Source organism: Kastovskya adunca (assembly GCF_059505785.1).
This window is the reverse complement of the sequence record NZ_JCACLG010000033.1, coordinates 1-23249: the sequence shown is the minus strand read 5'-3', so window position 1 is coordinate 23249 and position 23249 is coordinate 1. Positions and strand designations below refer to the sequence as shown.

The window sequence follows — 23249 nt, the reverse complement described above, 5'->3', positions numbered from 1 at the left end:
GGAACTGCCAAACTGTCTAGTAGCGCAAGTTTTCACCTATCGATCGGGAGTCAGTTTAGGGTAGCCCCATGAATGTTACGGAAATCCTCAAAAAATATGCACAAGGAGTTAGAGACTTTTCTGGCGTTAATCTCACTGAAGAAAACTTAAGTGGCGTTAACCTCAGCGGTGCTAATTTGATCCGAGCCAACTTGAGTGTAGCTAACCTCAGTGGTGCCCATCTGAGTGAAGCGAATTTGACTGATGCCAAGTTGAATGTGGCAAGACTAAGCGGTGCCAATCTCTCCAAAGCAAAATTAGTACGGGCAAACCTCAACGTCGCTAACTTGATCCGGGCTGACTTAGGAGAGGCAAATCTAGAAAACGCCTCCCTAATTCGTGCCGAGTTGATTCGCGCCAAACTTAGTCGCGCCAATCTTAGCCGCGCCAATCTCAGTGGTGCTGATTTACGAGAAGCCGCCCTCAGACAAGCTAATCTTAGCGGCGCTACATTAACTGAAGCCAACTTTCGAGGTGCTCTCCTAACCGCCGCCACCTTAGAGCAGGCAAATGTAAACGGTACAGACCTGAGCCGCACCGACCTTCGGGGCGCAAATCTTCGTGACACTGAACTGCGCCAAGCAAATCTTAGTCGCGCCGATCTCAGTGGAGCCGATCTTAGTGGCGCAAATTTACGCTGGGCTGACCTCAGTGGGGCGAATCTGAGCTGGGCTGACCTCAGCGAAGCAAAATTAAGCGGCGCAAACTTAATGGGCGCTGACTTGAGCAATGCTAATTTGCTTAACACTAGCTTGGTACATGCTGACCTCACCCAAGCCCGGTTAATCAAGGCAGATTGGATTGGTGCTGATTTGACGGGAGCAATTTTGACAGGGGCAAAGCTGTATGCCGTTTCTCGGTTTGGCTTGAAAACAGAAGGCATGACCTGTGAATGGATTGATTTAAGCCCTGGTGGCGATCAAAGCGAGATCTTTCGTTTTACGTCTGAAGGCTCGAAAAAGTTTTTTAATGAAACTCTACCAACGGTAAGAATTGTTATTGATGCGCCTTTAAGCCTTGATGCCAACCTGGTTCTTGCCTCTACTTATCATCAAATTGCTCAACAATACCCCACCATTAAGCAAACTCCTAGTATTGAAGTTAGCTCTCGCCGCACGGCTTTAACCTTTCGCATCGACAGCAATGATCAACTGTTTAGCGTTGCTTATCTCGCCATTCTCCCCTTTCAGGATGCGGGAATAACCCAGCAAAATATCCTGACTCTAGTCAATACCCTGGAGTCTCAAGCTCTAGAGGATTTGGGAATCAAGTCCGAACAGCTTGAGCAATTAATTGCCGCCATTAGTCAAGGGCTTGACCAAGTTCGCTCTATTAAAGCCCTCAAAACTATTTCCAACGTTACAGAGGCGGTGAGCTTCTTTCAGGCTCCTACACAGACAGCGATCGCCAACTCCAGCGACCAGACCCTCACTGTCTATCATCATCCAGGGTTCGGCAAGCATCTGATGCATCAATCTAGCTTGCTCAAACCCCCAAAAAATGGCACTGACCTAATGCCAGAATCAACCCTACCGCCTATAGGTGAAGTGGTGGAATTTATCAAAAAATTCGATTATTTGGGAAAATCGTCGAATTTGGTTTAAACCAGAACACTAAGGTCAATCTTGAGTCCTAGGTATCTCAAGGAACTGTCATGTCAGGACTCAACATTATTTTCAGCTTAAAAACGAGAAGCTAAAGGCAGCCTCAAGGACAATATTCGTCCTTGCCATAATGAAAATGGCATTACTCAGTTGCAATGCTAGTGTTTGCTATCAGACAACTGCTGCCAGCTTCAACCTTCGGAGGGCGTCTAGGCGCTACACAAAATTGTGATTGAGGCAACAGTCCATTCCTCCCTACGTACCTTTCTCAGAAAGCAGGGCGAACCAAGCTGGCCCCATCATCTCACCATGGCACGCTTGGTTGCACGAGCTTTACGCTTAGAACGTTCTGCTCTAATTCAAACGGGAAGTCCCCAGCGCCGTTACTGTCTGAGCTATCTTGCTTCGGCGTTGCTCTGGAAAGGCTCTGTCTTGTTAGTTGTACCAGAATTGATTCAGGAGTGGTTGCTACAGGTTGAGATTCCTCGTTTGCAGGCGTGGATGGGAACAGACAAGGCGGTGGCAATTGGTGATCGCTTTGTTGATGAGCTGTTCCAAGGGTTATTGATTACTTCCCCCCAATCCTGGCTAGCAGACCGATTAGAAGGACAGGGACGTTTTCCGGCTGGCATTCCCACGATCATTGACGGCGCTGACGACCTAGAATCGTGGACACGCGATCGCCTCACTGCCTGCCTACAACCCGTTGATTGGGATGAATTGATGCAACGTTGCCCCGATCAAGCTGATGCCATCCGGGATGCCCGCGTTAGGCTGACAAAAGCCATCTTTCAACATCCACCGAATCCCTATCAATGCTGTCTCCTTGAAAAACCAGAGCAGGAAATTTTACAAACGCTCTACGAACAACTGGGAATGAGGAATAGATTAGCGATACAGGACGCTAAAGACAATGGTTCCCAACTCTGTGAGCTTCCTGCACCCATTCCGATAGCTTGGAAGAATTTTTGGCACCAGTGGCAAGAATCAGCCCAACTCATGTGGGCAGCGATCGCTCGTTCCCAAGGGCAATTTTCGCTGTTTTGTGGCCCCGTTGAGGTGGCAACAGCTTTGGAAAAGGTTTGGTTGCAGCAACCTGTGGTAGTGATTGGTGAGGCACTTGATTTAGAACGTTCAGCCTCTATTTATCGCCAGCAACTGGGGTTGGGTGACTTAACTTGCATTAAGTTTTCCCCAGATCGACAAAGAGAATTGATTCAGCTTTATTTGCCGGATAGGTTGCCAATGCCCAACACGCCACAATTTCAAGAGATGTTGAAGCAACAAGTGCAAATGCTGTTAAAGATCGGCGCTAATCTCAACACTCCAGTAATTCTTTTGGTAGGAGATATGCCCCTCAAAGCCCAGCTAGGCGCGGTTCTAGCAGCAGAATTCGGTTCCCGCGTCCAAGTCGAAACGACAAAGATGGACGGCAACGGCATCCTTGTCAGTGGCTGGGAATTTTGGCGGCAGCATCACGGTGCGTTTCCTGCGCCCCAGTTACTGATGATTGCCACCTTGCCGATCCCGTCCTTAGAAGATCCCTTAGTCGCAGGCAAAGTAGCATACTACAAGCAACGGCGTCAGGACTGGTTTCGTTTATATCTTCTGCCTGCTGCCTTGAGAGAACTGCAACGGGCGATCGCACCTGTACGAGAATCCCAAGGTGTTGTTGCCCTACTAGACAATCGCGTTAATCACCGCAGCTACGGACGTCAAGTCCTATCCGCCCTCAGCCCATTTGCCCGCATCAACTACTTGGATGCCACATGGTTTAGTTCCCCTAATTCCCTGCCAGAAGACAACTGGCTGTAGATTTTAGCTAGAAAATAAAACCTACTAAATGTTGAAAAGTTAGCCTAGAAAGACTTGTCATTTCATGAACAATCTCACCTCAGTGTCTGACAAGGACGCTATGATCTATTTTTATTTAGGGCAATGGGTTATGGGTGAAGCCAAGCGTCGTAAAGCTGCATTAGGAGATAAGTACGGCAAAGAAGCCAGGATGTTTCCTTGGCTGCCGTTTACTAAGAGCCAGGGTCAGCAGTTTGTAAAATGGACAACTACAGGAGCCTGGTATGGTATTACTCTCATGGTAGTTGCCTGGTTAACTATTCGATTTGTAGGGCCAGCATTTGGCTGGTGGAAAGTTCATTAACTAAACCTCCCTTTTTCACCTAGGCTCTGTAAAGTTTGAATTGACGGTAATCAAAGATTGTAGGGTATGAGGTCTAGGAAAATATTTTTATCCTCAATTTAACTTTGATACTTTACTCTGCTTGTTTGCTGCCTCAGGCATGACTTCAGGGGCAGCAAATTGCTAACTTAGTTTCCGGAATCATCAGTATAGTTGATGTTTTATATTAATGATTCCTATTACTAGAACAGGTTTAATCCTTTGATAAGTCTGTCTAAGGACAGAAATAAGCTGGTATTAATCTGGCTAGACTTTACTAGACTTCAATCAGCAGCAAGAACTACCTATTATGTTGTTGCTGATACCTTAGAATGAGGAGAACTTAAGTTAATCTAATGCGAAGCTAGCCGAAACCTCTTCGCAAGCTTATGGTAGTTTAAACTAACCCGCCTAAGTTCTCAAAATTAAATTCTTAAAAAAGTATAAAGAGTTTAAGATTAGGTGTGGTGCTAGGAGAAAAAACGTGTTTATACGACTTGCAGAGCAACACCGTCAATTCGTTCAGGACTTGGTAATGAACCTTCAAGCCCTGGCGATCGTTTTAGAGAACCGAGGCTATTTAGCCTCCTGCTATACCTGCGGGAGTCAAATGAATAGCGCATCTTTTATGGTCAGCTTAGGAGACAATCATCTGATTCGCTTCCTAGTGTCAGACTACGGGATTACTTGGACTGAGATGCGAGATGACCGCGAACTAATGAAGCTTGAAGGCGCTGAAGCTATCAGCCAATTGCAGGATTTAGCTAACCTGGTTAAATATCAAATCAAACCGTCGGAGTTTTGTCCACCTGTAACCAGCCGAGCTTGAGCGCAACTAATGATTCCCTATGACGGCTAGCTGTTCACTATTAATGCCTACCTTAGACTGTTTCTTGACACTCTGTTGCCAACAGTAGCAACAGCCAGTCGCCTTGGCTCTTCACTGGGAACACAGCTTCATAGCTGGTGTCTCCTACCGTTAACAGCGGGTGGTCAAGGTGCCGCGCTCGCGCTGTGACAGAACTACACAATTCATCAAGAAACAAATACAAAGAAAATATTACGAAACACACTATTCAGTGAAATTCCTGAGAAATTAGTATCAGTTCAAATGAGGTCAGCCAATATAAAGACCTTAACCATATAATAAACCTGATAAATAACAGGAGAGTGCCAACCCCCACCGTCGAAGGATTGGCACTCTCTGTTTTCATGCACTTTTGTTAAGGGAATGTGCCAAACGGAGGCACATTCGGCTTACTGGCGTTAAAACCGTCAAAACGAAGCTGAACTAAGGATGAAATAATTTAGGGAGCTGCTACCAGGTAAGGGGAAGGAATTGCTTCTGCCCGACCTGAATTTACAAGTGCCTGGTAGACGAAAGCTGCTACTTCCGCCCGGGTTGCTTCACGATTAGGATTGAGCTGATTAACGTTGGGATAGTTTACAACCAGTTGTCGTTGAGTAGCTCCGGCGATCGCACTCAACGCATAATTAGGAACTTGTCCTGCATCGTTATAGACCGACAAAACGCTGGTATTGTCAGAGCGTTGCTTTAAACCACTAACCAGAGATACCAGCGCCTGTACCCTTGGAATACGCTGATTGGGCTGAAAAGTTCGGTCAGGATAGCCAGAGAGGAAGTTGCCGCGATACGCCGTCTGAATCGCTTGATATCCCCAGAAGTCATTGCGGACATCAGTAAAATTAATCGCAGTTCGCTCAGGTGCAGGAGCGAATGCTTTATTAATAATGGCGGCAAACTGAGCACGGGTAACGGGTTCATTAGGTCGAAACGTGCCATCCGGGAAGCCAGCAATAACGTCTCTGGCGGCTAATGCTTCGATATAGGCTTGTGCCCAGTGTCCTTGAACATCGAGCAAGGTTCCACCTGGGATGGTAGCGGCAACAAAGTCTACAGAACCTGAAATGCGACTTTGGTCAATATCGTTACCAACGGCAACAATAGTACCTTGACGGGTGGCATTGTTGAGATCAAAGCTACCATTATTGCGAATACGATTTTGACCAGGACTATCGGCAGTTCCAAGATTTGGTTGAGCACTGCTAGTTGCCACTACACCGTTGCGCTGGTTGCTCTCAATGATGTTATTCCGAAGAGTAGGAGTAGCAGTGCCCGTAACGACAACGCCGTCCACATTCTGCAAAATGCGATTTTCTACAATCGAGGTTGAGGCAGTATCTCCAATGCTAATGCCAATTCCAGTGTCCTGAAAGAGATTGTTGCGGATTTCTCCTGTAGCCGCCCGCGCTACTGAAATACCATTTCCTTGGTTCTGGGTAAAGATGTTGTCCTCTACTTTGGCGTTAGCTGTACCTGTGAGGAACACCCCCTCCCGTTGACTCCCCGAAAAGGTGTTATTGCTAATAATTGGGTTAGTTGATTCGACCCAAAGGGCGGTGCCTCTACTGTTGGGATTAGTAGCGGTAATGCCGCTAATTTCACTATCCCTTTCTGCCCGAATTGCTACGTTTTGACGTGCCAAAGTGGGGCTACCATAAAAGCCGCCGCCGATAATAGCCATTCTTTGCCCTTTTGTTGAGGGTTCGCCCCGTAACCTAACACCGCGTTTAACAACTAGGGGAAAAACTTCACCTGTATCAGCTGTATAGGAACCGGGCGCTAGTTGCACGGTGCTGCCAGATGAGGCTTGTTGGAGGGCATAGGTGATGGTGCGGACGGGTGTCGCTTCACTACTACCAGCGCCTGCAGTATCGCTGCCAGTATTGGGATTGACATAAATAATTTGGGCTCCTATGGGAGGAGTCTGAGCAATTAAGGATGACGTTACTGGGTTAGCGAATACAGGAAGTGCCGTAGTGCTACCGGAAACCAGGAGTAGCGCCGATAGCAAGGTGTGGACAGGGAAGCATTCCATAAATCGTTGGGAAAAATGAATCGGGTGACAAGAGGAAAATCCCTGGTTTGTCATAGCTGGCGTTAGGTGTTTGTTTTTGATGAACATTGGGAGCAGCAGAAGCTTGATTCAGGAGTTTGCGATCGCCTCTTGGGCAGTGGTAAAACCAATCGCTCCACATGTAGACGTGCTGACAGCTAAAAAGACAAAGGATGAAGTACTCATCTATTGAGCCTTCTGTGTGATTAACAGCATTGAGTACCGTTGTCTAACTTCGGGTAGCCAAATGGCAAGTTTAGTGAGTGACTTAGTCACAAAACGTTGCACCCGATGAATTTGTTGTGGGCAATCGGGTGAGTTTTGTAACTAAGTTATAGCAAAGCGTAGGGATTGATGTTGTGGCTTCAAAGCGATTAGCTATCAGCCATTGAGTCGGTTTTAGTTATCTTCCGCAAAAATATAACGGCGCAGCTCACTAGGGTCAGGTTCAGGGCTTTCTTCGGCGAAACGTACTGCCTCATTCACTCTTTCCTGGATTTTTTGCTCAATTGTTTTAAGCTCCTCTTGAGTTGCTAAGTTGTGTTCCGTCACATGGGCGGCAAGCTTCTTAATGGGATCGCGGGTAAACCAGAATTCTTTCTCCTCTTTGGAGCGCAGTTCATCTGGATCGGCCAGAGAGTGCCCTCGGAAACGATAAGTTAATGCTTCAATCAATGTTGGCCCTTCACCTGCTCGTGCCCGTGCGATCGCTTCTTTGGCGGCGGAGTAAACCGCTAGTACATCCATGCCATCTACTTCCACGCCAGCCATGCCAAACACGCTAGCTTTTTTGTAAATTTCTGGCTGAGAAGTTGCCCGTTCGTGAGCCATGCCGATTGCCCACTTGTTATTTTCTACAACATAAAGGATCGGCAGTTTCCACAGGGCTGCCATATTTAGGCACTCAAAAAACTGACCATTGTTGCAAGCACCGTCGCCAAAAAAGCAAGCTGTTACCTGATCGGCATTGCGATCGCCTAAAGCTTCTCTACGGTATTTGCTTTGAAAAGCTGTCCCTGTAGCCACGGGTATGCCTTCGGCAACAAATGCATAACCGCCTAAAAGATGATGCTCGGCGGAGAACATATGCATCGAGCCACCACGACCTTTACTGCAACCCGTCGCCTTGCCAAATAACTCTGCCATCACTTCTTTGGCAGGTACACCAGCACTAAGAGCATGGACATGGTCGCGATAGGTACTGCAAACATAATCTTCATCAGGACGCATTGCCTTGATGACACCACTTGCTACCGCTTCTTGACCGTTATAGAGATGGACAAAACCAAACATCTTGCCCCGGTAGTACATTTCTGCACATTTATCCTCAAAGAAGCGCCCCAGAATCATATCCTCGTAGAGGAGCAATGCTTCTTCTTTGGTAATTTGGCTCTCGCTAGCATGAAAAACAGGTAAAGTTCGTTCCTGAACCATTAGTTTATAGTATCCTTGCAGCAACACAATAATTGTGATTGTTACTCAACTTTTGTTAGATCAACTCATCAAAGTTGAGCAACAATGTGGTTTAAGTCAAAACAGCATTGTCAGTTTAAGATCTAACTGTCTCATCATGGTGGCTAAACTTGACGGTGTTGCTAGAATTGCTAACAGCTCACTTTCTGGCAACGTCATCAGTAAGCCAGCTTCTACCGAAACAAAAAGCAAAAACTCTAGCGTTATAGCGGCTTAAAAAACCACTATCGGCTAATATACGTTAATTCAGTTGCTCTGTGCGTGTAAGGTGAACCGTGCGAATCCCGCTCGATTACTACCGAATTTTAGGACTGCCCATCCAGGCTACGGCTGAACAGCGAAACCAGGCGTATCGCGACCGTTCGCTGCAACTTCCGCGTCGGGAGTATTCAGAAGCGGCGATCGCCGCTCGGAAACAACTGCTCGATGAAGCCTATGCCGTTGTGTCCGATCCGGAAAAGTGCGCCGCCTACGACGCCAGTTTTCTTGCGAAGACTTACGATCCAGACTCACCTCATCAACACGCGGCAACTAATACCACCGTTACAGAGCCAACTGATTCTCAAGGCGGTTCTCAATCACCCAGTATCGAAATCGCAGGCGACCAGTTCGTTGGGGCGCTGCTGATTTTGCACGAACTAGGAGAGTACGAACTAGTACTAAAGCTGGGAAATCCCTATCTCACTAACAGCAAAAGTATCAGTCTTGATAAGGGTCGCTTGGGAGATCCCCACTTAGTCCGAAGCGATATCATTTTAACGGTAGCTCTAGCTTATTTAGAACTAGGTCGCGAGCAATGGCAGCAAGGTCAGTATGAAAATGCCGCCGTTGCCCTAGAAAACGGTCAAGAATTGCTACTGCGGGAAGGTTTGTTCCCCAGTGTCCGAGGAGAAATTCAATCGGATCTCTACAAGTTACGTCCCTACCGGATTCTGGAACTATTGGCACTGCCAGAAGAAAATCTGGTCGAACGACGCAACGGATTACGGCTCTTGCAGGACATGCTCCAAGAGCGCGGTGGTATTGACGGGACAGGGGACGACCAGTCTGGGTTAAGTATTGATGATTTTCTCCGCTTTATTCAACAGCTAAGAGGCTATCTCACTTCAGCGGAACAGCAAAGCCTATTTGAAGCTGAAGCTCGACGTCCTTCAGCGGTAGCTACTTACCTTGCTGTTTATGCCTTGCTCGCTCGCGGGTTTGTGCAAAGACAACCCGCCTGGATCACGCGTGCCAAACAGATGTTACTGCGCTTGGGAAGGCGTCAGGACGTCCATTTAGAGCAGGCAGTGTGTGCGCTGCTATTGGGTCAAACGGAAGAGGCAAGCCGTGCCTTAGAACTGTCTCAAGAGTACGAGGCTTTAGCCTTCATTCGCGAACAATCTCAGGGAGCCCCTGACTTACTGCCTGGATTATGCCTGTATGGCGAACGGTGGCTACAAAAGTCAGTGTTTCCTCATTTTCGTGACTTAGCGAATTTGAAAGCGTCCCTGAAGGAGTACTTTGCAGATGAACAGGTACAAGCTTTCTTAGAAGAACTTCCTGCTGAGGGAGATGCTAGTAATGAGTGGGCGGTAGTACAACCGCAAAAAATCTCCTACGCAGCTACGGCTCCCTCTTCAAGCCGGGGAACAGGCACGACATTAAGAACAGACTCTGCTTCAGGAAGCGATCGCATCACTAAGCAAACCGCAAACTCTCCCTTAGCTGTTGCCAGCTCCCCTGGTGCTTCAATGGGTAAAACAGCAGCGGTGGGAGCAATGCTAAATACCTCATCAATCCCTAGTGTCTCTACGCTATCGCCACGGGCTTCCCAGCTATCTTCTGGTAATGGCATCCCTAAAGTGTCTCCTCAACCCGTTTCACCTTCCCAGGAACGGAGTGGTGATTTATCAGCGCCTCGCGCTCGTCGGACGGAGCCAGTTGCTGAAGATCCCTCCAAGAATGGCAATGGGGCTTTGCACTTACCTCCTGCTCGGAGTAATCGCGCTTCAGAACGTGTTGATCCAGCAACTAAGACAAAACGCCTAGTGATTTTAGCGATCGCGGGTATTTTGGGGCTAGGAGCTTTATTAATGCTGCTTGCAGGTCTTTACAACTTATTCCAACGTACTATAGGCAGCTCAGCATCAGCCTTAGAGGAAAATCAACCGCAAGTGCAATTGGCTCAACCACCAATTACTATTCCTGCACCTGATAGTCAAATTACGGCTCCTGAAGGACCTTTAACAGCAGATACCGCACAACAAGTTATCCGAACTTGGTTATCAACCAAATCACAGGCTCTAGGACGCGAGCATCAGATTGAAAACTTAGAAAAGATCCTCGTCAATCCCACCCTATCGACCTGGCAGAAACGCTCTCAGGCAGCGAAAAATAGCAATACTCACTGGCAGTACAATCACGATGTTCAAGTTACCAACGTGAGCACAAACGAGGCTAACCCTGACCAAGCTAGCGCGGAAGCGACAGTGAAGGAAGTTGCCGAGTCTTACCAAAACGGTAAGTTAAATCAAAATGATTCCTATAGTAATGACAACCTGAAGGTACGCTACGACATGGTACGTAGAGATGATCAGTGGCTGATTAGGGATATGGCAGTGTTGAACTAAGGACGGCTCTAAAACGATACTGATTTCAGTTAGTTCCTACTGACTGCATTGCCATAACTACTAGATCGCAGCCTCTGCTGGGTTAGAGTTCTTCTAGAAATTCTGACCCTTATTTGTCGCACCCAGTTATTCCCAAGATTAGTTTAGCTGTCGGCGTTAATATAGCAACTGCCAAGGCGGTTAGGACATAGAATGAAGGTGTTATTGTGACTTGTTACCGTTTGCTCTGCCATGCCTAAACCCTACAGTTACGACTTTCGTCAGAAAGTGCTCCAAGCTATTGAATTAGATGGACTCAAGAAAAGCGAAGCGAGTGAACTGTTCAATATCAGTCGCAACACGATAAACCTGTGGTTGCAACGCAAAGCCCAAACGGGAGATGTTCAAGCATTGCCCAACCGACCTCCTGGCAACAATCATAAAATTACAGACTGGGAGAAGTTCCGGACGTTTGCTAAGACTCATGGAGATAAAACCCAGGTGGAGATGGCGCAACTGTGGGAGGGAGACATCAGCGATCGCACAATCTCACGAGCCTTGAAGAAAATTGGGTTCACACGAAAAAAAAGACCTATGGCTATCAAGAACGGGATGAGTCAAAACGGCAAACGTTCATAGAGCAGTTGGCTAAGTGGGCAGATGAAATGATTGTTTATGTGGATGAAGCAGGCATGGACAACCCTTGAAGATTACAGTTATGGCTGGAATGAGAAAGGACAACGCTTTCATGCCTTGAAATCAGGGCGACGGCAGGGGCGAGTGAATATGATTGCAGCCTTTTGCAACCGGAAACTGATGGCTCCCTTTACCGTCGAAGGTTCCTGCAATCGGACTGTAGTTGAGATTTGGTTGGAAACCTGCCTGATTCCTCTGCTGAAACCGGGGCAGGTAGTGGTTATGGATAATGCCACCTTTCATAAAGGGGGAAACATTGAGCAACTAATTCAGGAAGCTGGCTGTCAATTGCTCTACTTACCTGCTTATTCACCAGACTTCAATAAAATTGAGCAATGCTGGTCTTGGCTCAAAAGTCGAATTCGCAAGCAACTCAACCAGTTTGATTGTCTACGTGATGCAATGGAGGATGTCTTGCACCTGGCGTCCTAACCGCCTTGGCGGTTGCTATAATACGACTTGAGTCATGGGTTTGCAGTATTTTGCAGACGAGTCACCTCTCTAATAAGGGTAAGAAATTGTGCTTTGCTCTACAGGATGTTGCAGCGAATACAAGCAAAAATCGCTGTATTGGTTTAGCGATCGCTTGTTACTTAGCCGCGAACAAGGCGATTGAGGTAGTGATTTTTTATTATCTTACCCAAATTATCGGCACATTAGGGTTGTCATAGTTTCATAACATTCAATTCAAGACTAGTTTTTGCTACGAGGAGCATCCTTGTCAGCGATCCCCATAGGTTTTTATGTCATGATATCTTGACAATTGCGATCCCCAATTATGCTTAAATCCGTTAATCTATCAAAGACAGCCTGAACAACCCCTTGACCACCCCCTAGTGTGATTTGGTACATATAAAGCGCGAGGCGATCCTAAAAAAAGCTTTCTTTTTGCTTTTCTTGAGCAATTAGCCGCTAAATCACTTGCAGTACTACTCGCTAGTAGCCATAGCAGGCTGGGAATCTCGATTGATGTAGATTTGCCCAATTCGGTGATTGAACTTTTTTCTGTAAGCAAAAAATCTTAAGACAGGAACACCTACCTGCCGTTTTAACTACTGGAGAACATAAATCATGGCAAAAGAACGCCCACCTTTAGAAGAGATGACCTTGCGACAACTACGTAAAGTTGCCAGCGAATACGGTATCTCTCGTTATAGCCGGATGCGGAAAGCGCAATTACTGGCAGAAATTCAAAAAATTCAACAAATTAAACGAGCTAACGCTCCGATTAGTTCATCTCGTACAGTGGAGGCACAACCAGAAGTGGAAGCAGCGAAATTCGATTTAGGTCAAGAAGACCGCACGGGTGGCACTCTTGCATCTGTAGATGAAGGATTACCAGACTTACCATCTGGCTACGGTGATAGTCGAATTGTTTTGATGCCCCGCGACCCCCAGTGGGCTTATGCGTATTGGGATATTCCTAACGATCATAAAGAAGATCTGCGGCGTCAAGGTGGACAGCAATTAGCTTTGCGAATCTATGACGTCACCGATATCAATCTTGACTACCAAAGCCCACACAGCATTCAAGAATATCCTTGCGATGAGCTAGCGCGGGAGTGGTATTTGCCAATGCCCGTGAGCGATCGCGATTATGCAGTTGATATCGGTTATCGTTGTGCTGATGGTCGCTGGCTGATTCTGGCTCGCTCTGCCCCTGTACGCGTTCCACCTGTCTATCCCTCTGATTGGATTGAAGACCAATTCATCACTGTTAATTGGGAAGAAGAACTGCGCGATCAAACCTTCCTAGAATTAATTCCTCCCAGCAAGAAAGCATCGGCTGACGTCAAAACAAGTGAGACTCAGACGGGAACTGGAGTAGATGCCGCTGGCAATCCAATTTACGATGCCATCTTCGGAATGGCAAAATCTGCTGAAGCTCAAAGAGTTGCTGGCTCTCTGTACGGTTCAATGCAGCAAGTTCCAGTTCATGAGCAAGCAGTCAGTTCTTATGTCTTCCCCTCTGGTGTTGGCATGTGGGCAGTACCGACAATGTCTGGTCTCACCATGTCTGGTGCTGGGATGTCTGGAGCCGGATTCTCCACCCCTATGCAGCCGCGCCAATTCTGGCTAGTTGCAGATGCAGAACTAATTGTTTACGGTGCAACTGAACCAGATGCAACCGTCACTATTGGTGGACGCCCGATCAAACTCAATCCCGATGGTACATTTCGCTTCCAGATGTCCTTCCAAGATGGTTTGATTGATTACCCCATCAAGGCAGTAGCCGTCGATGGTGAGCAAACTCGCTCGATCCAAATGAAGTTTACCCGCGAGACGCCCTCTCAGAATACCAACACTAAAGAAGAAGCTATTCCTGAGTGGCTCTTCTAAATAACAGGCACCAACAGTGTTGAATTAATATTTTTCGCCTCTCCCCCGTGCTTCTTGCCGGGGTTTTTTTATGATGAAGCTATGACACCCGAAGAAATAACTCAAACCCTTACAAATTCTTTTGAGCCATCGATGGTTCAATCTCCTGACCCTAGTTCGTGGCAAGTGGAAACTCCTCAATGGCGGCTGTTAGTGTTGCTGTCAGAGGATCAGACTTGGTTGCGAATGCTTATTCCCATTGCGCCTGCTTCAGAAGCGCAACCATTTTTTGAACAATTATTAGAGGCAAATTTTGATGCAACCCAGGAAAGTCGTTATGCCATAAGTCGAGAAGTGTTGTGGGGAGTTTTTCAGCACAGTTTGGCAAACCTGAGTGTAGAAGATTTTAAAGCAGCCAGCGATCGCTTAATTTCTCTTCGTCAACAAGGTCTATCCCCAAGCTTCGATCAGTTCGCAGATAGTCGCATTCGGCAGATTATTCAGGTAGCCAAGCTTCAAGGACAATCCTTAGAAGCAACCATGCAAACCCTAGACCGCTTTTACGAAGAAGGCTTGATGGGGGGACTGGAACAGACCACCCCAGAGCGAGAACAGGTGCTGGCGGCTTGGCGGCGTCGCTTAGAAAGCCTGTGGTCAGAAGTTGATTAAAAATCGTTAGATTCTCTTTAGGCAGGCATGTCGCCTGCCTAAACCCTACAACCTGGCGCTAATGGATATTATTGAAACGCTAAAAGCAGACTATCAAAAATTCCCCACTGACCAAACTTACAGCCTTTATGCCAAAGACATTTACTTTAAAGACCCACTGAACGAGTTTCGTGGGCTTGAGCGCTACAAAATGATGATTAGGTTGATCAGCATATTTTTCCTGAACATCCGCATGGATCTCCATGATATTCATCGTTCAGGAGACACCATTAAAATGCGTTGGACTCTTAATTGGAATACTCCCCTTCCCTGGAAACCTCGCATTGCTATTCCCGGTTGTAGCGAACTCCAACTCAACGCCGAGCAGTTAATTATTTCCCATATTGATTACTGGGACTGTTCGCGTCTCAATGTTCTCAAACAACATGTTTTATCAACAAAAAATCGTTAGAGTGTATAAAAGTAAACATTTTTATACAAGGCTAAAGTATTCATGCGTATAATTCTGATGACTGGGAAAGGGGGCGTGGGTAAGACTTCCGTTGCAGCAGCAACAGGGCTACGCTGCGCGGAACTGGGTTATCGTACGCTGGTTTTGAGTACCGACCCCGCCCACTCCCTGGCAGACAGTTTTGATCAAGAATTAGGGCACGAACCGATAGCCATTCGCCCGAATCTCTGGGGTGCGGAACTTGATGCCCTGATGGAATTAGAAGGAAACTGGGGAGCGGTAAAGCGCTACATTACCCAAGTTTTGCAGGCGCGGGGATTAGATGGCGTCCAAGCTGAAGAATTGGCAATTCTTCCCGGTATGGACGAAATCTTCGGCTTAGTGCGGATGAAACGGCATTACGACGCCAACGAGTATGATGTTCTGATCATTGACTCAGCCCCTACGGGTACAGCGTTGCGCTTACTCAGTCTGCCAGAAGTTAGTGGTTGGTACATGCGACGTTTTTACAAGCCATTGCAAAAGATGTCTGTGGCGCTTAGACCACTTGTTGAACCGCTATTCCGACCAATTGCTGGGTTTTCCTTACCAGACAATGAAGTAATGCAAGCGCCCTATGAGTTTTATGAACAAATTGAAGCCTTAGAAAAGGTACTTACTGATAACACCCAAACTTCGGTACGTTTGGTGACCAATCCTGAAAAGATGGTGATTAAGGAGTCCTTACGGGCTCATGCCTACTTGAGTTTATATAATGTTGCGACTGATATGGTCGTTGCTAATCGGATTATTCCCGACGAAGTGACTGACCCGTTCTTCAAGCAGTGGAAAGAGAATCAGCAGCAGTATCGTCAGGAAATTCACGACAACTTTCATCCTCTACCCGTTAAAGAAGTTCCTCTCTATTCAGAAGAGATGTGTGGCTTAGAGGCTTTAGAACGGCTAAAAGAAACCTTATACGGCTCAGAAGATCCTACACAAGTTTATTACAAAGAAAATACTATTCGGGTGGTACAAAACCAAGGTCACTACAGTTTGGAACTTTATCTACCAGGAATTCCTAAAGACCATGTCCAACTGAGCAAAACAGGGGATGAACTCAACATCCGCATCGGCAATCACCGACGTAATCTAGTTTTGCCCCAAGCCCTAGCTGCCTTACAACCCTCTGGAGCTAAAATGGAGGAAGATTATTTGAAGATTAAGTTTGCTGCTACGACGGCGCAGGTTTAAGCGTTGGCTAGAGTTGACTGTCGGCGAACTAAGATGAGTTTTATGAGTGAACGCGATCGCTTAATCGATCTCCGTTCTGAATCTTGTTCGCCTTCTTCCTCTTGTTCCCGGAATTATCGGGCGTTAATCTTTGGTGTAAGCCTATTTAGTAGCTCATTTCAACTTCGGATTTGCACAGGCATAACCAAATAAGTCATCTTGACGCCTCCTAAAGGAATTAAAATGACTGGACTACTGCCTGTATTAAGCTGCATTTGAATATCAGAAGTAGGCAAAGCCTTTAAGCCGTCTAACAAGTACTTAACGTTGAAGGCAACCTCTAAGCTCTCGCCAGTAATTTGTGCTGATAGTGACTCTCTACCACTACCGACATCTTGAGCATCCACGGAGAGGGAAAGCTGTTGGTTGTCGTTGTCGATAGTAAATTTAATAATGTTGTTCTTCTGATCAGCAAGGACAGCAATTCGCTCCACCGCACTGAGTAACTGACGCCGATCGATTGTTACCTGCCGTTGAAACTGATTTGGGATCAGTTGACGGTAGGCTGGGTACTGTCCTTCTAGGGTACGGCTAGTTAAGCGATCGCCTTCTGCCTGGAAAACGATCTGTCCTTCTTCAAACTGTAGCGCTACCATACTCCCTGCTGGACGACTAGCTAGCATCCGCTCAAGCTCTCGCAAGGCTCTGGCAGGAATGGTGAATTGTAGGGGAGTATCAATCGTTATGGGCTGTTGATCCTCCTCTTCTCCCTGATTACTGGTTTGCACGACGGCTAACCTGTGACCATCTGTTGCTGCAAACTCTAAGCTATCTGACCCAAGTGTCAGATGAACTCCAGTTAATACCTGTTTTGTTTCATCAGAGCTAGTGGCAAACAAGGTCGAACGTAACCCTTGTACTAAGACTTCGGCGGGAAGCTGAATTGCTCCCTCTATTGTCACTTCGGGAAGTTCGGGGAACTCTTCTGCACTAATTCCCCGTACTTGGTAGCGTCCGGAACTAGAGGTAAGAACCGCGATCGCACTATCCCCACCTTGTCCATCAGCTACTTCCTCTAGCGCGATCTCTCCTTCCGGTAGACGAGAGACAATGTCGTTGAAAAGTTTTGCCGGAAGTGTGATTTCCCCACTCAACTCAATGTTGGCACTAAAACTAGTCTGAATCCCCAGACTCAGATCGAAGGCGGTTAGGCGCACCGTTGAAGTTTCTGTATCTGCTGTCAGCAAAACATTGCCCAAAACTGGGTGCGTCGGTCGAGAGGGAACGGCACGACTGACAAGAGAAAGGTGAGTGCTAAGGTCAGATGAAGTACAGACCAGTTTCATGAGCAAATTGAAGGTGTTCTGACTAGGTCGTTGTTTGTAGGCTACAGTGGCTACCCAGTTGCGAAACGAAGCTAGATTTATTTTTCTAGCTTGAACCACGCTAACGAGCTATATCAGGATAAGTCTGAGATGGGTTTTGGTCAATCACCAATTGCTAGTGAAAATGCCGTTAACGTTCAATAGGAGCTACCTAGGAGAAATTAAACAGTTTGTTGCAGAGGTTACAAAGTGATTTTCTGGCGATCTCCTTAGCATCTTGATCACTACTACTAATTATTAATTATTCTTTAATAGTAGTAGTAGGGGCTGTGGAAAATGTGGAAAAACACGGCTGTTACTTGATCGCCAACCCCTTCAGCGATTTGTACCCTGTGGAAAACCTGTGGAAAAAAGGGCAAGTTTTCCACAGGGTATTTATACGTAGTCAAGATTTCCCCAAAAATAATCAACTTTTCCAGGAGTTTTCCTCAGGTTTTCCCTAAAAAACGAGAGCTTTTCCACAAGCTGTAAACTTGAGCGTCCAAGTATTAGGGTTAGTTTTGAGTTCTGCTGACTAAATTAATGCGATCGCTAAGTTGGCGTAGAGTCTGGTCTAGTGTTGCATCGGTTTCTCGCAACTGAGTAATCTTGTCGCAGCTATACATTACGGTTGTGTGGTCTTTGCCACCAAACTCCTCACCAATTCTTGGTAGACTCAAGTCGGTATGTTGGCGCATCAGATACATCCCAATTTGTCTTGACCAGCTAATCTCTCGGCGTCGGGAGTTACTTTTTAGGTCTTCAATCGAAACATCAAAAGTATCTGCGATCGCCATTAAAATGGCTTGTGGTGACGCCTGAACCTTGTAAGCCGGTTGATTCAACACTGGCGTGATATTCTCCACCGTCATCGGTAGCCCTGAAATTGAGATATAGGCAACCGCACGAATCAACGCTCCTTCCAACTCCCGAATATTGGAAGTGTAGTTGGTTGCGATGTATTCAATGACAGCGCGCGGTAATCGCATGTTTTCGTACTCTGCCTTCTTTTGCAGAATTGCCATCCGGGTTTCCAAATCCGGCGGCTGAATATCTGCAATTAACCCCATCGAAAAACGCGAACAAAGACGTTCTTGTAAGCGAGGAATTTGATTGGGAGGACGATCTGATGCAATGACGACTTGCTTCCCTGCTTCATGCAGAGTATTGAAGGTGTGGAAAAACTCCTCCTGGGTATACTCCTTCCCTTCAATAAACTGAATGTCATCTACTAAAATCACATCCGCTGCACGGTAGTGCTCCCGGAAGCTCTGCATACTATCCTTACGAATGGCAGCAATTAAGTCATTAGTAAATTGCTCAGTGGAGACGTAGAAAATTTTGGCGTTCGGGTCGATTTCCAATCGATAATGACCAATCGCCTGCATCAAGTGAGTTTTTCCTAAACCAACGCCACCACATAGGAACAATGGATTAAACTCACGTCCCGGAGATTCTGCAACCGCTAAAGAAGCCGCATGTGCCATACGGTTGTTGGAACCCACTACGAAACGCGAGAAAACATATTTGGAATTGAGTTCCGGAGGTCGTGGGTGATTATTCGACGTAGTTTCAGGAACGCTAGTCATCACAGGAAGTGACCAAGACGCCTGGGACTCATTGGTATTAGCCGTATCATCGCCAGCGGTAACCGTGAGTTGAATCTCAACCGCTTGACCCAAGATGTCTTGGACAACATCGGCAATTGTTTTGATGTAGTACTTTTGTAGCCAATTGCGAGCAAAAGGATTGGGGGTACGAATTACTAAGCGATTATTGTCCAATTGCTCGGCACTAGCCGTTTTAATCCAAGTTTCAAAGGTGGGTCGGCTCAGTTGTAGCTGTAGACGTTCCAGTACCTGGCTCCAAAGCTGTTCTGAGGACATTTCCACTGGCTTTCCTCCACCATAGTCTTGATATTTTCTTTCAGCGTCACACGGGCAGCTTCCGGCGATTTGTTCACATCTTGCTAGACAATCTGTAGAAGATGTATTGCCAATCTCAGCTTTACTCCCTTTTTGAGGTAGATAACATCATCGCCTACTTGTGCAAAATAGTATTATCTACCGCTATACAACTCTTCTTGGTGAACCACAGGTCAACTTTTGTGGTGTAAAGATTCTTCGTTAGTATAGCGATCGCCTATGAGTACAAAGTTCATCATGGCTGAATCTCTACAAATCGCTCAATTAGGTAATCCTATCCTGCGCCAACCTGCTCGGCTGATTGAAAACATTAGCGCTCAGCACATCCAACACTTGATCAATAACCTGATCGTGACAGTAACAGCAGCAAACGGCGTGGGAATTGCTGCACCACAAGTATCTGAACAGCACTGTGTGTTCATTGTGGCCTCTCGTCCTAATCTCCGCTATCCCCATGCCCCGTTAATGGAACCCACAGCAATGGTTAACCCCCGCCTGGTTGACCATTCTGAAGAAATAATTAAAGACTGGGAAGGTTGTTTAAGCATTCCAGGAATCCGGGGTTTAGTTCCTAGGTATCGAGTCATCTAGGTTGAATACACTAGTCGTGATGGCAAGCAACACCGACAAGAGTTGCAGGATTTTGTTGCCCGAATTTTTCAACATGAACTGGATCACCTTAAGGGCGTTGTCTTCCTCGATCGCGTAGAAAGCAATCAGGATTTGATGACAGAGCAAGAATATCAAAAACAAATTATTCAGAATCTGTAAGTAGTAATGGTTACTACATCCGCTCTAAAACAGGTATTCCCAGTAACGACAGCCCTAGTTTCAAAATTTGAGCTGTCAAATTGCACAGCGCTAATCGCGATGTCCGCACAGGTTCCTCGGCTTTAAGCACAGGACACTGCTCGTAAAACTGATTGTACTTTTGACTTAGTTCATATAAATACTGACAAAGGCGATTAGGCAGCAAATCGTGCTCAACTTCTTCGAGAATCTCGCTCACTTGTAATAAATGCTTCCCTAGTGCCAATTCCGTGTCTTCCTGCAACAGGATTTTGGTATCTGCTCCCAGCTGCTCAAAATCAATACCTCCTTCACGACTAATACTTTGAACGCGGGCATAGGCATAGAGTAAATAAGGAGCCGTGTTGCCCTTGAGAGAAAGCATTTTGTCGAAACTGAAAATGTAGTTGCTCGTACGGTTTTGGCTCAAGTCAGCATACTTAACGGCGCTGAGTCCAACCACCTTGGCAACATGGACTTTAAACTCTTCCGTTTCCTCGCGGTCTTCTTTCTGGAGTCGAGCTTCCAGATCGGCACGAGCGCGAGCGATCGCTTCATCCAACAAATCCCGTAACCGTACCGCTTCTCCAAAGCGAGTTTTGATTTTCTTTCCATCTTCCCCCAGCACCAACCCAAAGGGGACGTGTACGATCTCAACTTCATCTGTCAACCAACCTGCTCGCCGCGCGACTTGGAATACTTGAGCAAAGTGATTGGCTTGTCCAGCATCAGTGACATAGATAATTCGCTCAGCTCTATCCTGCTCAATCCGATAACGGATTGCGGCTAAATCAGTAGTGGCGTAGTTGTACCCACCGTCAGATTTCCGAACAATCAGGGGTAGCGGTTCACCTGCTTTATTGCTAAATCCTTCCAAGAAAACGCACTGAGCGCCTGCATCTTCTTTTAGCAAGTCTGCTTGCTCAAGGTCTTTCACGACATCAGGAAGCAACGGGTTGTAAAATGACTCACCCCGTTCCGTTAGCTGAATATCCAGCATGTTGTAAATTTCTTGAAACTCCCGGCGGGATTGTTCGCACAGCAACTGCCAAGCACGGCGAGAATCTTCCGCACCAGATTGTAACTTTACAACCTCCTGCCGAGATACTTCTTGAAAATCTTCATCGGCATCAAAACGCTGCTTTGCTTGTCGATAGAGAGCGACCAAGTCTCCTAAGTCCAAAACATCAGCAGTAGTCAAAGCCTCCGGGTGGGCTTCTCGCAGGTAGGTAATGAGCATTCCAAACTGCGTCCCCCAATCACCCACATGATTCAGCCGCAGGACATCATGACCCTGAAACTCTAAAACCCGAGCAATGGAATCACCAATGATAGTGGAGCGCAAGTGACCTACATGCATCTCCTTAGCAATATTAGGAGCAGAGAAGTCCACAATCACCCGCTGAGGATGCTTGGCTGTTGGAATCCCCAAACGCCGATCCATCTGAATATTATTAAGCTGTGCTTCCAGGTAAGCAGGTTTTACTGTCAGGTTAATAAACCCAGGACCAGCAATTGTCGGTGGTTCGCAGATATCCGACACATCTAAATGCCCAATAATTTGTTGCGCGATCGCTCTTGGCTGTTGACCTAACCTTTTTGCCAGTGACAAAGAGACATTTGACTGGTAGTCACCAAACTTAGGATTACTAGCTGCTACCACCATTGGATCTGTCCCTGCAAAATCATCACCAAAGGCGGCAACTAGTGTTTGAGTAAAGCGGGTCTTGAGTTGTTCGACAATGGAGTTCATGATGCAGGATCAAAGCCTTCTAAAAGTTTTATGTTTGTGATCAAAGCCGGAAAAATCTTACCTGTAAGGATTTCAGGCTCCGAATAGTAAGCTGCTAATAAACAAAATTAGCACTGGCTTGAGAATGGTTACTTCCCTCTACGAAGCTTGAAGCTAGGGCAGTACAGCACTCGATATTTAAAGACAGTACTTCTTTTTTACTATCTTGACATTTTGGAGAGTTAACTTATCAACGCAGCGGAACAAATCTCTCTTTATTGAGATTCAGGCAGAACTATCAACAACGCTAGTGTCCAGGTTCATGCTTAAGTCCAGCCAGGTTGAACGAGTAATTGGGGCGCTCGTAGAAATAAAATCAACGCCAGTTTCCGCAACCGCACGAATTGTCTCTAGGGTGATGTTACCTGATGCCTCGATCTTGATGCGAGCAGGATGTTGACGAATCAGTTGTACGGCTTTGTGCATCAACTCTACAGGCATATTATCTAGCATGATGATATCGGCAGCACTCGCGATCGCTGCTTCCACTTCTGTAATTGTGGTTGTTTCAACTTCTATACTCAGGGGGTAAGGAATTTGTTCTCGAAGCCGAGACACGGCGGCGGCAATCCCTCCAGCCGCAGCAATGTGATTGTCTTTAATCATCACCGCATCATCCAATCCCATCCGATGGTTGATTGCTCCTCCTACTTGCGAGGCATACTTCTCTAGCAGTCTTAAGCCAGGAGTGGTTTTGCGAGTATCAACTAATTGAGCAGGTAAATCAGCGATCTTCTCGACATACCTATGTGTGAAGGTGGCAATTCCGCTGAGGCGCATTGCCAGATTTAGGGCAACTCGTTCTCCAATCAACAGCGCATCCAGAGAACCATGAAAACGAGCGATGGTTTGTCCCGTTTGACACCGCTCCCCTTCATCAAGGGTTGGGGCAAAGCTAACTTCTTCACTCAGTAGGCGAAATACACGTGCAGCAACTGGAAGTCCTGCTACAACTCCGTCTTCTTTAGCAATCCAGTTAGCTTTTCCCAGGCGGGCCGCTCCAGCTAGTAATCCTTGAGTAGTGCGATCTCCTCGACCAATGTCTTCAAGTAGCCACTGCTGGAGGAGAGGGTCTAGAACGAGTAAAGGGGGTAAAGCAGCGATCGCACTCACGATAGAACTTCTTTAATTTCCACAACACATAGACCTAACTTAGCTTAGATTGCTTGCAGACAAAGGCATCGAGGGAATTGTCCCAAAAAGTTGTTCTAAATAGTTGACAGAAGGATTT

General features: G+C 46.6%; 19 protein-coding genes and 1 pseudogene. 14 read left to right on the top strand and 6 right to left on the bottom strand.

What is annotated here, in order from left to right:
• Positions 1-68 precede the first annotated feature (68 nt).
• The 4 genes from AC5JR3_RS13000 (at position 69) to AC5JR3_RS12985 (ending at position 4648) form a co-directional block, all read left to right on the top strand.
• Positions 69-1643 (top strand): pentapeptide repeat-containing protein, encoded by a 1575-nt coding sequence (locus AC5JR3_RS13000; protein WP_495846601.1) that lies wholly within the window; start codon positions 69-71, stop codon positions 1641-1643.
• A gap of 228 nt (positions 1644-1871) precedes the next feature.
• On the top strand, positions 1872-3458 hold the full coding sequence (locus AC5JR3_RS12995; RefSeq protein WP_495846599.1) for a helicase C-terminal domain-containing protein: 1587 nt from the start codon (positions 1872-1874) through the stop codon (positions 3456-3458).
• Between the two features lie 130 nt (positions 3459-3588).
• Positions 3589-3801 (top strand): DUF2839 domain-containing protein, encoded by a 213-nt coding sequence (locus AC5JR3_RS12990; RefSeq protein WP_495846967.1) that lies wholly within the window; start codon positions 3589-3591, stop codon positions 3799-3801.
• A gap of 502 nt (positions 3802-4303) precedes the next feature.
• A complete protein-coding gene (locus tag AC5JR3_RS12985) occupies positions 4304-4648 on the top strand; it encodes a DUF1815 family protein (RefSeq protein WP_495846597.1) in 345 nt (114 codons plus the stop codon).
• Between the two features lie 478 nt (positions 4649-5126).
• On the opposite strand, the gene AC5JR3_RS12980 is transcribed toward AC5JR3_RS12985, so the two are convergent.
• Positions 5127-6773, bottom strand: coding sequence for a DUF1565 domain-containing protein (locus AC5JR3_RS12980; RefSeq protein ID WP_495846595.1), 1647 nt, complete (start codon positions 6771-6773; stop codon positions 5127-5129).
• 363 nt (positions 6774-7136) lie between these two features.
• The gene (gene pdhA, locus AC5JR3_RS12975) at positions 7137-8171 is read right to left on the bottom strand and encodes a pyruvate dehydrogenase (acetyl-transferring) E1 component subunit alpha (RefSeq protein WP_495846593.1); all 1035 of its coding nucleotides are present in this window, start codon (positions 8169-8171) and stop codon (positions 7137-7139) included.
• 34 nt (positions 8172-8205) lie between these two features.
• Here pdhA and AC5JR3_RS12970 point away from each other — a divergent pair, with 34 nt between their 5' ends.
• From AC5JR3_RS12970 to AC5JR3_RS12930, 9 genes are all read left to right on the top strand, one after another.
• Positions 8206-8427 (top strand): hypothetical protein, encoded by a 222-nt coding sequence (locus AC5JR3_RS12970; RefSeq protein ID WP_495846591.1) that lies wholly within the window; start codon positions 8206-8208, stop codon positions 8425-8427.
• 58 nt (positions 8428-8485) lie between these two features.
• Positions 8486-10822 carry an IMS domain-containing protein gene (locus AC5JR3_RS12965; RefSeq protein WP_495846589.1) on the top strand — a complete coding sequence of 779 codons (2337 nt, stop codon included), beginning with the start codon at positions 8486-8488 and terminating at the stop codon, positions 10820-10822.
• A gap of 231 nt (positions 10823-11053) precedes the next feature.
• Complete coding sequence (locus tag AC5JR3_RS12960) at positions 11054-11440, top strand: IS630 transposase-related protein (protein ID WP_495846587.1); 387 nt, start codon at positions 11054-11056, stop codon at positions 11438-11440.
• 36 nt (positions 11441-11476) lie between these two features.
• Positions 11477-11929 (top strand): IS630 family transposase, encoded by a 453-nt coding sequence (locus tag AC5JR3_RS12955; RefSeq protein ID WP_495846585.1) that lies wholly within the window; start codon positions 11477-11479, stop codon positions 11927-11929.
• An 86-nt stretch (positions 11930-12015) separates the two neighbouring features.
• Entirely contained in the window at positions 12016-12168 is a 153-nt protein-coding gene (locus AC5JR3_RS12950) for a hypothetical protein (RefSeq protein WP_495846583.1), read from the top strand.
• A gap of 400 nt (positions 12169-12568) precedes the next feature.
• The gene (locus AC5JR3_RS12945) at positions 12569-13837 is read left to right on the top strand and encodes a DUF4912 domain-containing protein (protein ID WP_495846581.1); all 1269 of its coding nucleotides are present in this window, start codon (positions 12569-12571) and stop codon (positions 13835-13837) included.
• A gap of 81 nt (positions 13838-13918) precedes the next feature.
• Positions 13919-14485 carry a hypothetical protein gene (locus AC5JR3_RS12940; RefSeq protein ID WP_495846580.1) on the top strand — a complete coding sequence of 189 codons (567 nt, stop codon included), beginning with the start codon at positions 13919-13921 and terminating at the stop codon, positions 14483-14485.
• A 61-nt stretch (positions 14486-14546) separates the two neighbouring features.
• On the top strand, positions 14547-14936 hold the full coding sequence (locus AC5JR3_RS12935) for a C6orf136 family protein (protein ID WP_495846578.1): 390 nt from the start codon (positions 14547-14549) through the stop codon (positions 14934-14936).
• Between the two features lie 42 nt (positions 14937-14978).
• Positions 14979-16169: a TRC40/GET3/ArsA family transport-energizing ATPase gene (locus AC5JR3_RS12930; protein ID WP_495846576.1), complete on the top strand. Its 1191-nt coding sequence runs from the start codon at positions 14979-14981 to the stop codon at positions 16167-16169.
• 158 nt (positions 16170-16327) lie between these two features.
• Here the strand turns inward: AC5JR3_RS12930 and dnaN are convergent, their stop codons facing one another.
• Entirely contained in the window at positions 16328-17494 is a 1167-nt protein-coding gene (gene dnaN / locus AC5JR3_RS12925; protein ID WP_495846574.1) for a DNA polymerase III subunit beta, read from the bottom strand.
• A gap of 533 nt (positions 17495-18027) precedes the next feature.
• Positions 18028-19398: a chromosomal replication initiator protein DnaA gene (dnaA, locus tag AC5JR3_RS12920; RefSeq protein WP_495846965.1), complete on the bottom strand. Its 1371-nt coding sequence runs from the start codon at positions 19396-19398 to the stop codon at positions 18028-18030.
• A 276-nt stretch (positions 19399-19674) separates the two neighbouring features.
• Here dnaA and def point away from each other — a divergent pair.
• Positions 19675-20208: pseudogene (def, locus tag AC5JR3_RS12915) on the top strand (peptide deformylase).
• A gap of 13 nt (positions 20209-20221) precedes the next feature.
• Here def and argS read toward each other — a convergent pair.
• Complete coding sequence (argS, locus tag AC5JR3_RS12910; RefSeq protein WP_495846572.1) at positions 20222-21979, bottom strand: arginine--tRNA ligase; 1758 nt, start codon at positions 21977-21979, stop codon at positions 20222-20224.
• A 264-nt stretch (positions 21980-22243) separates the two neighbouring features.
• Positions 22244-23131, bottom strand: a complete 888-nt coding sequence (nadC, locus tag AC5JR3_RS12905) for a carboxylating nicotinate-nucleotide diphosphorylase (protein WP_495846570.1) — start codon at positions 23129-23131, stop codon at positions 22244-22246.
• Positions 23132-23249 lie beyond the last annotated feature (118 nt).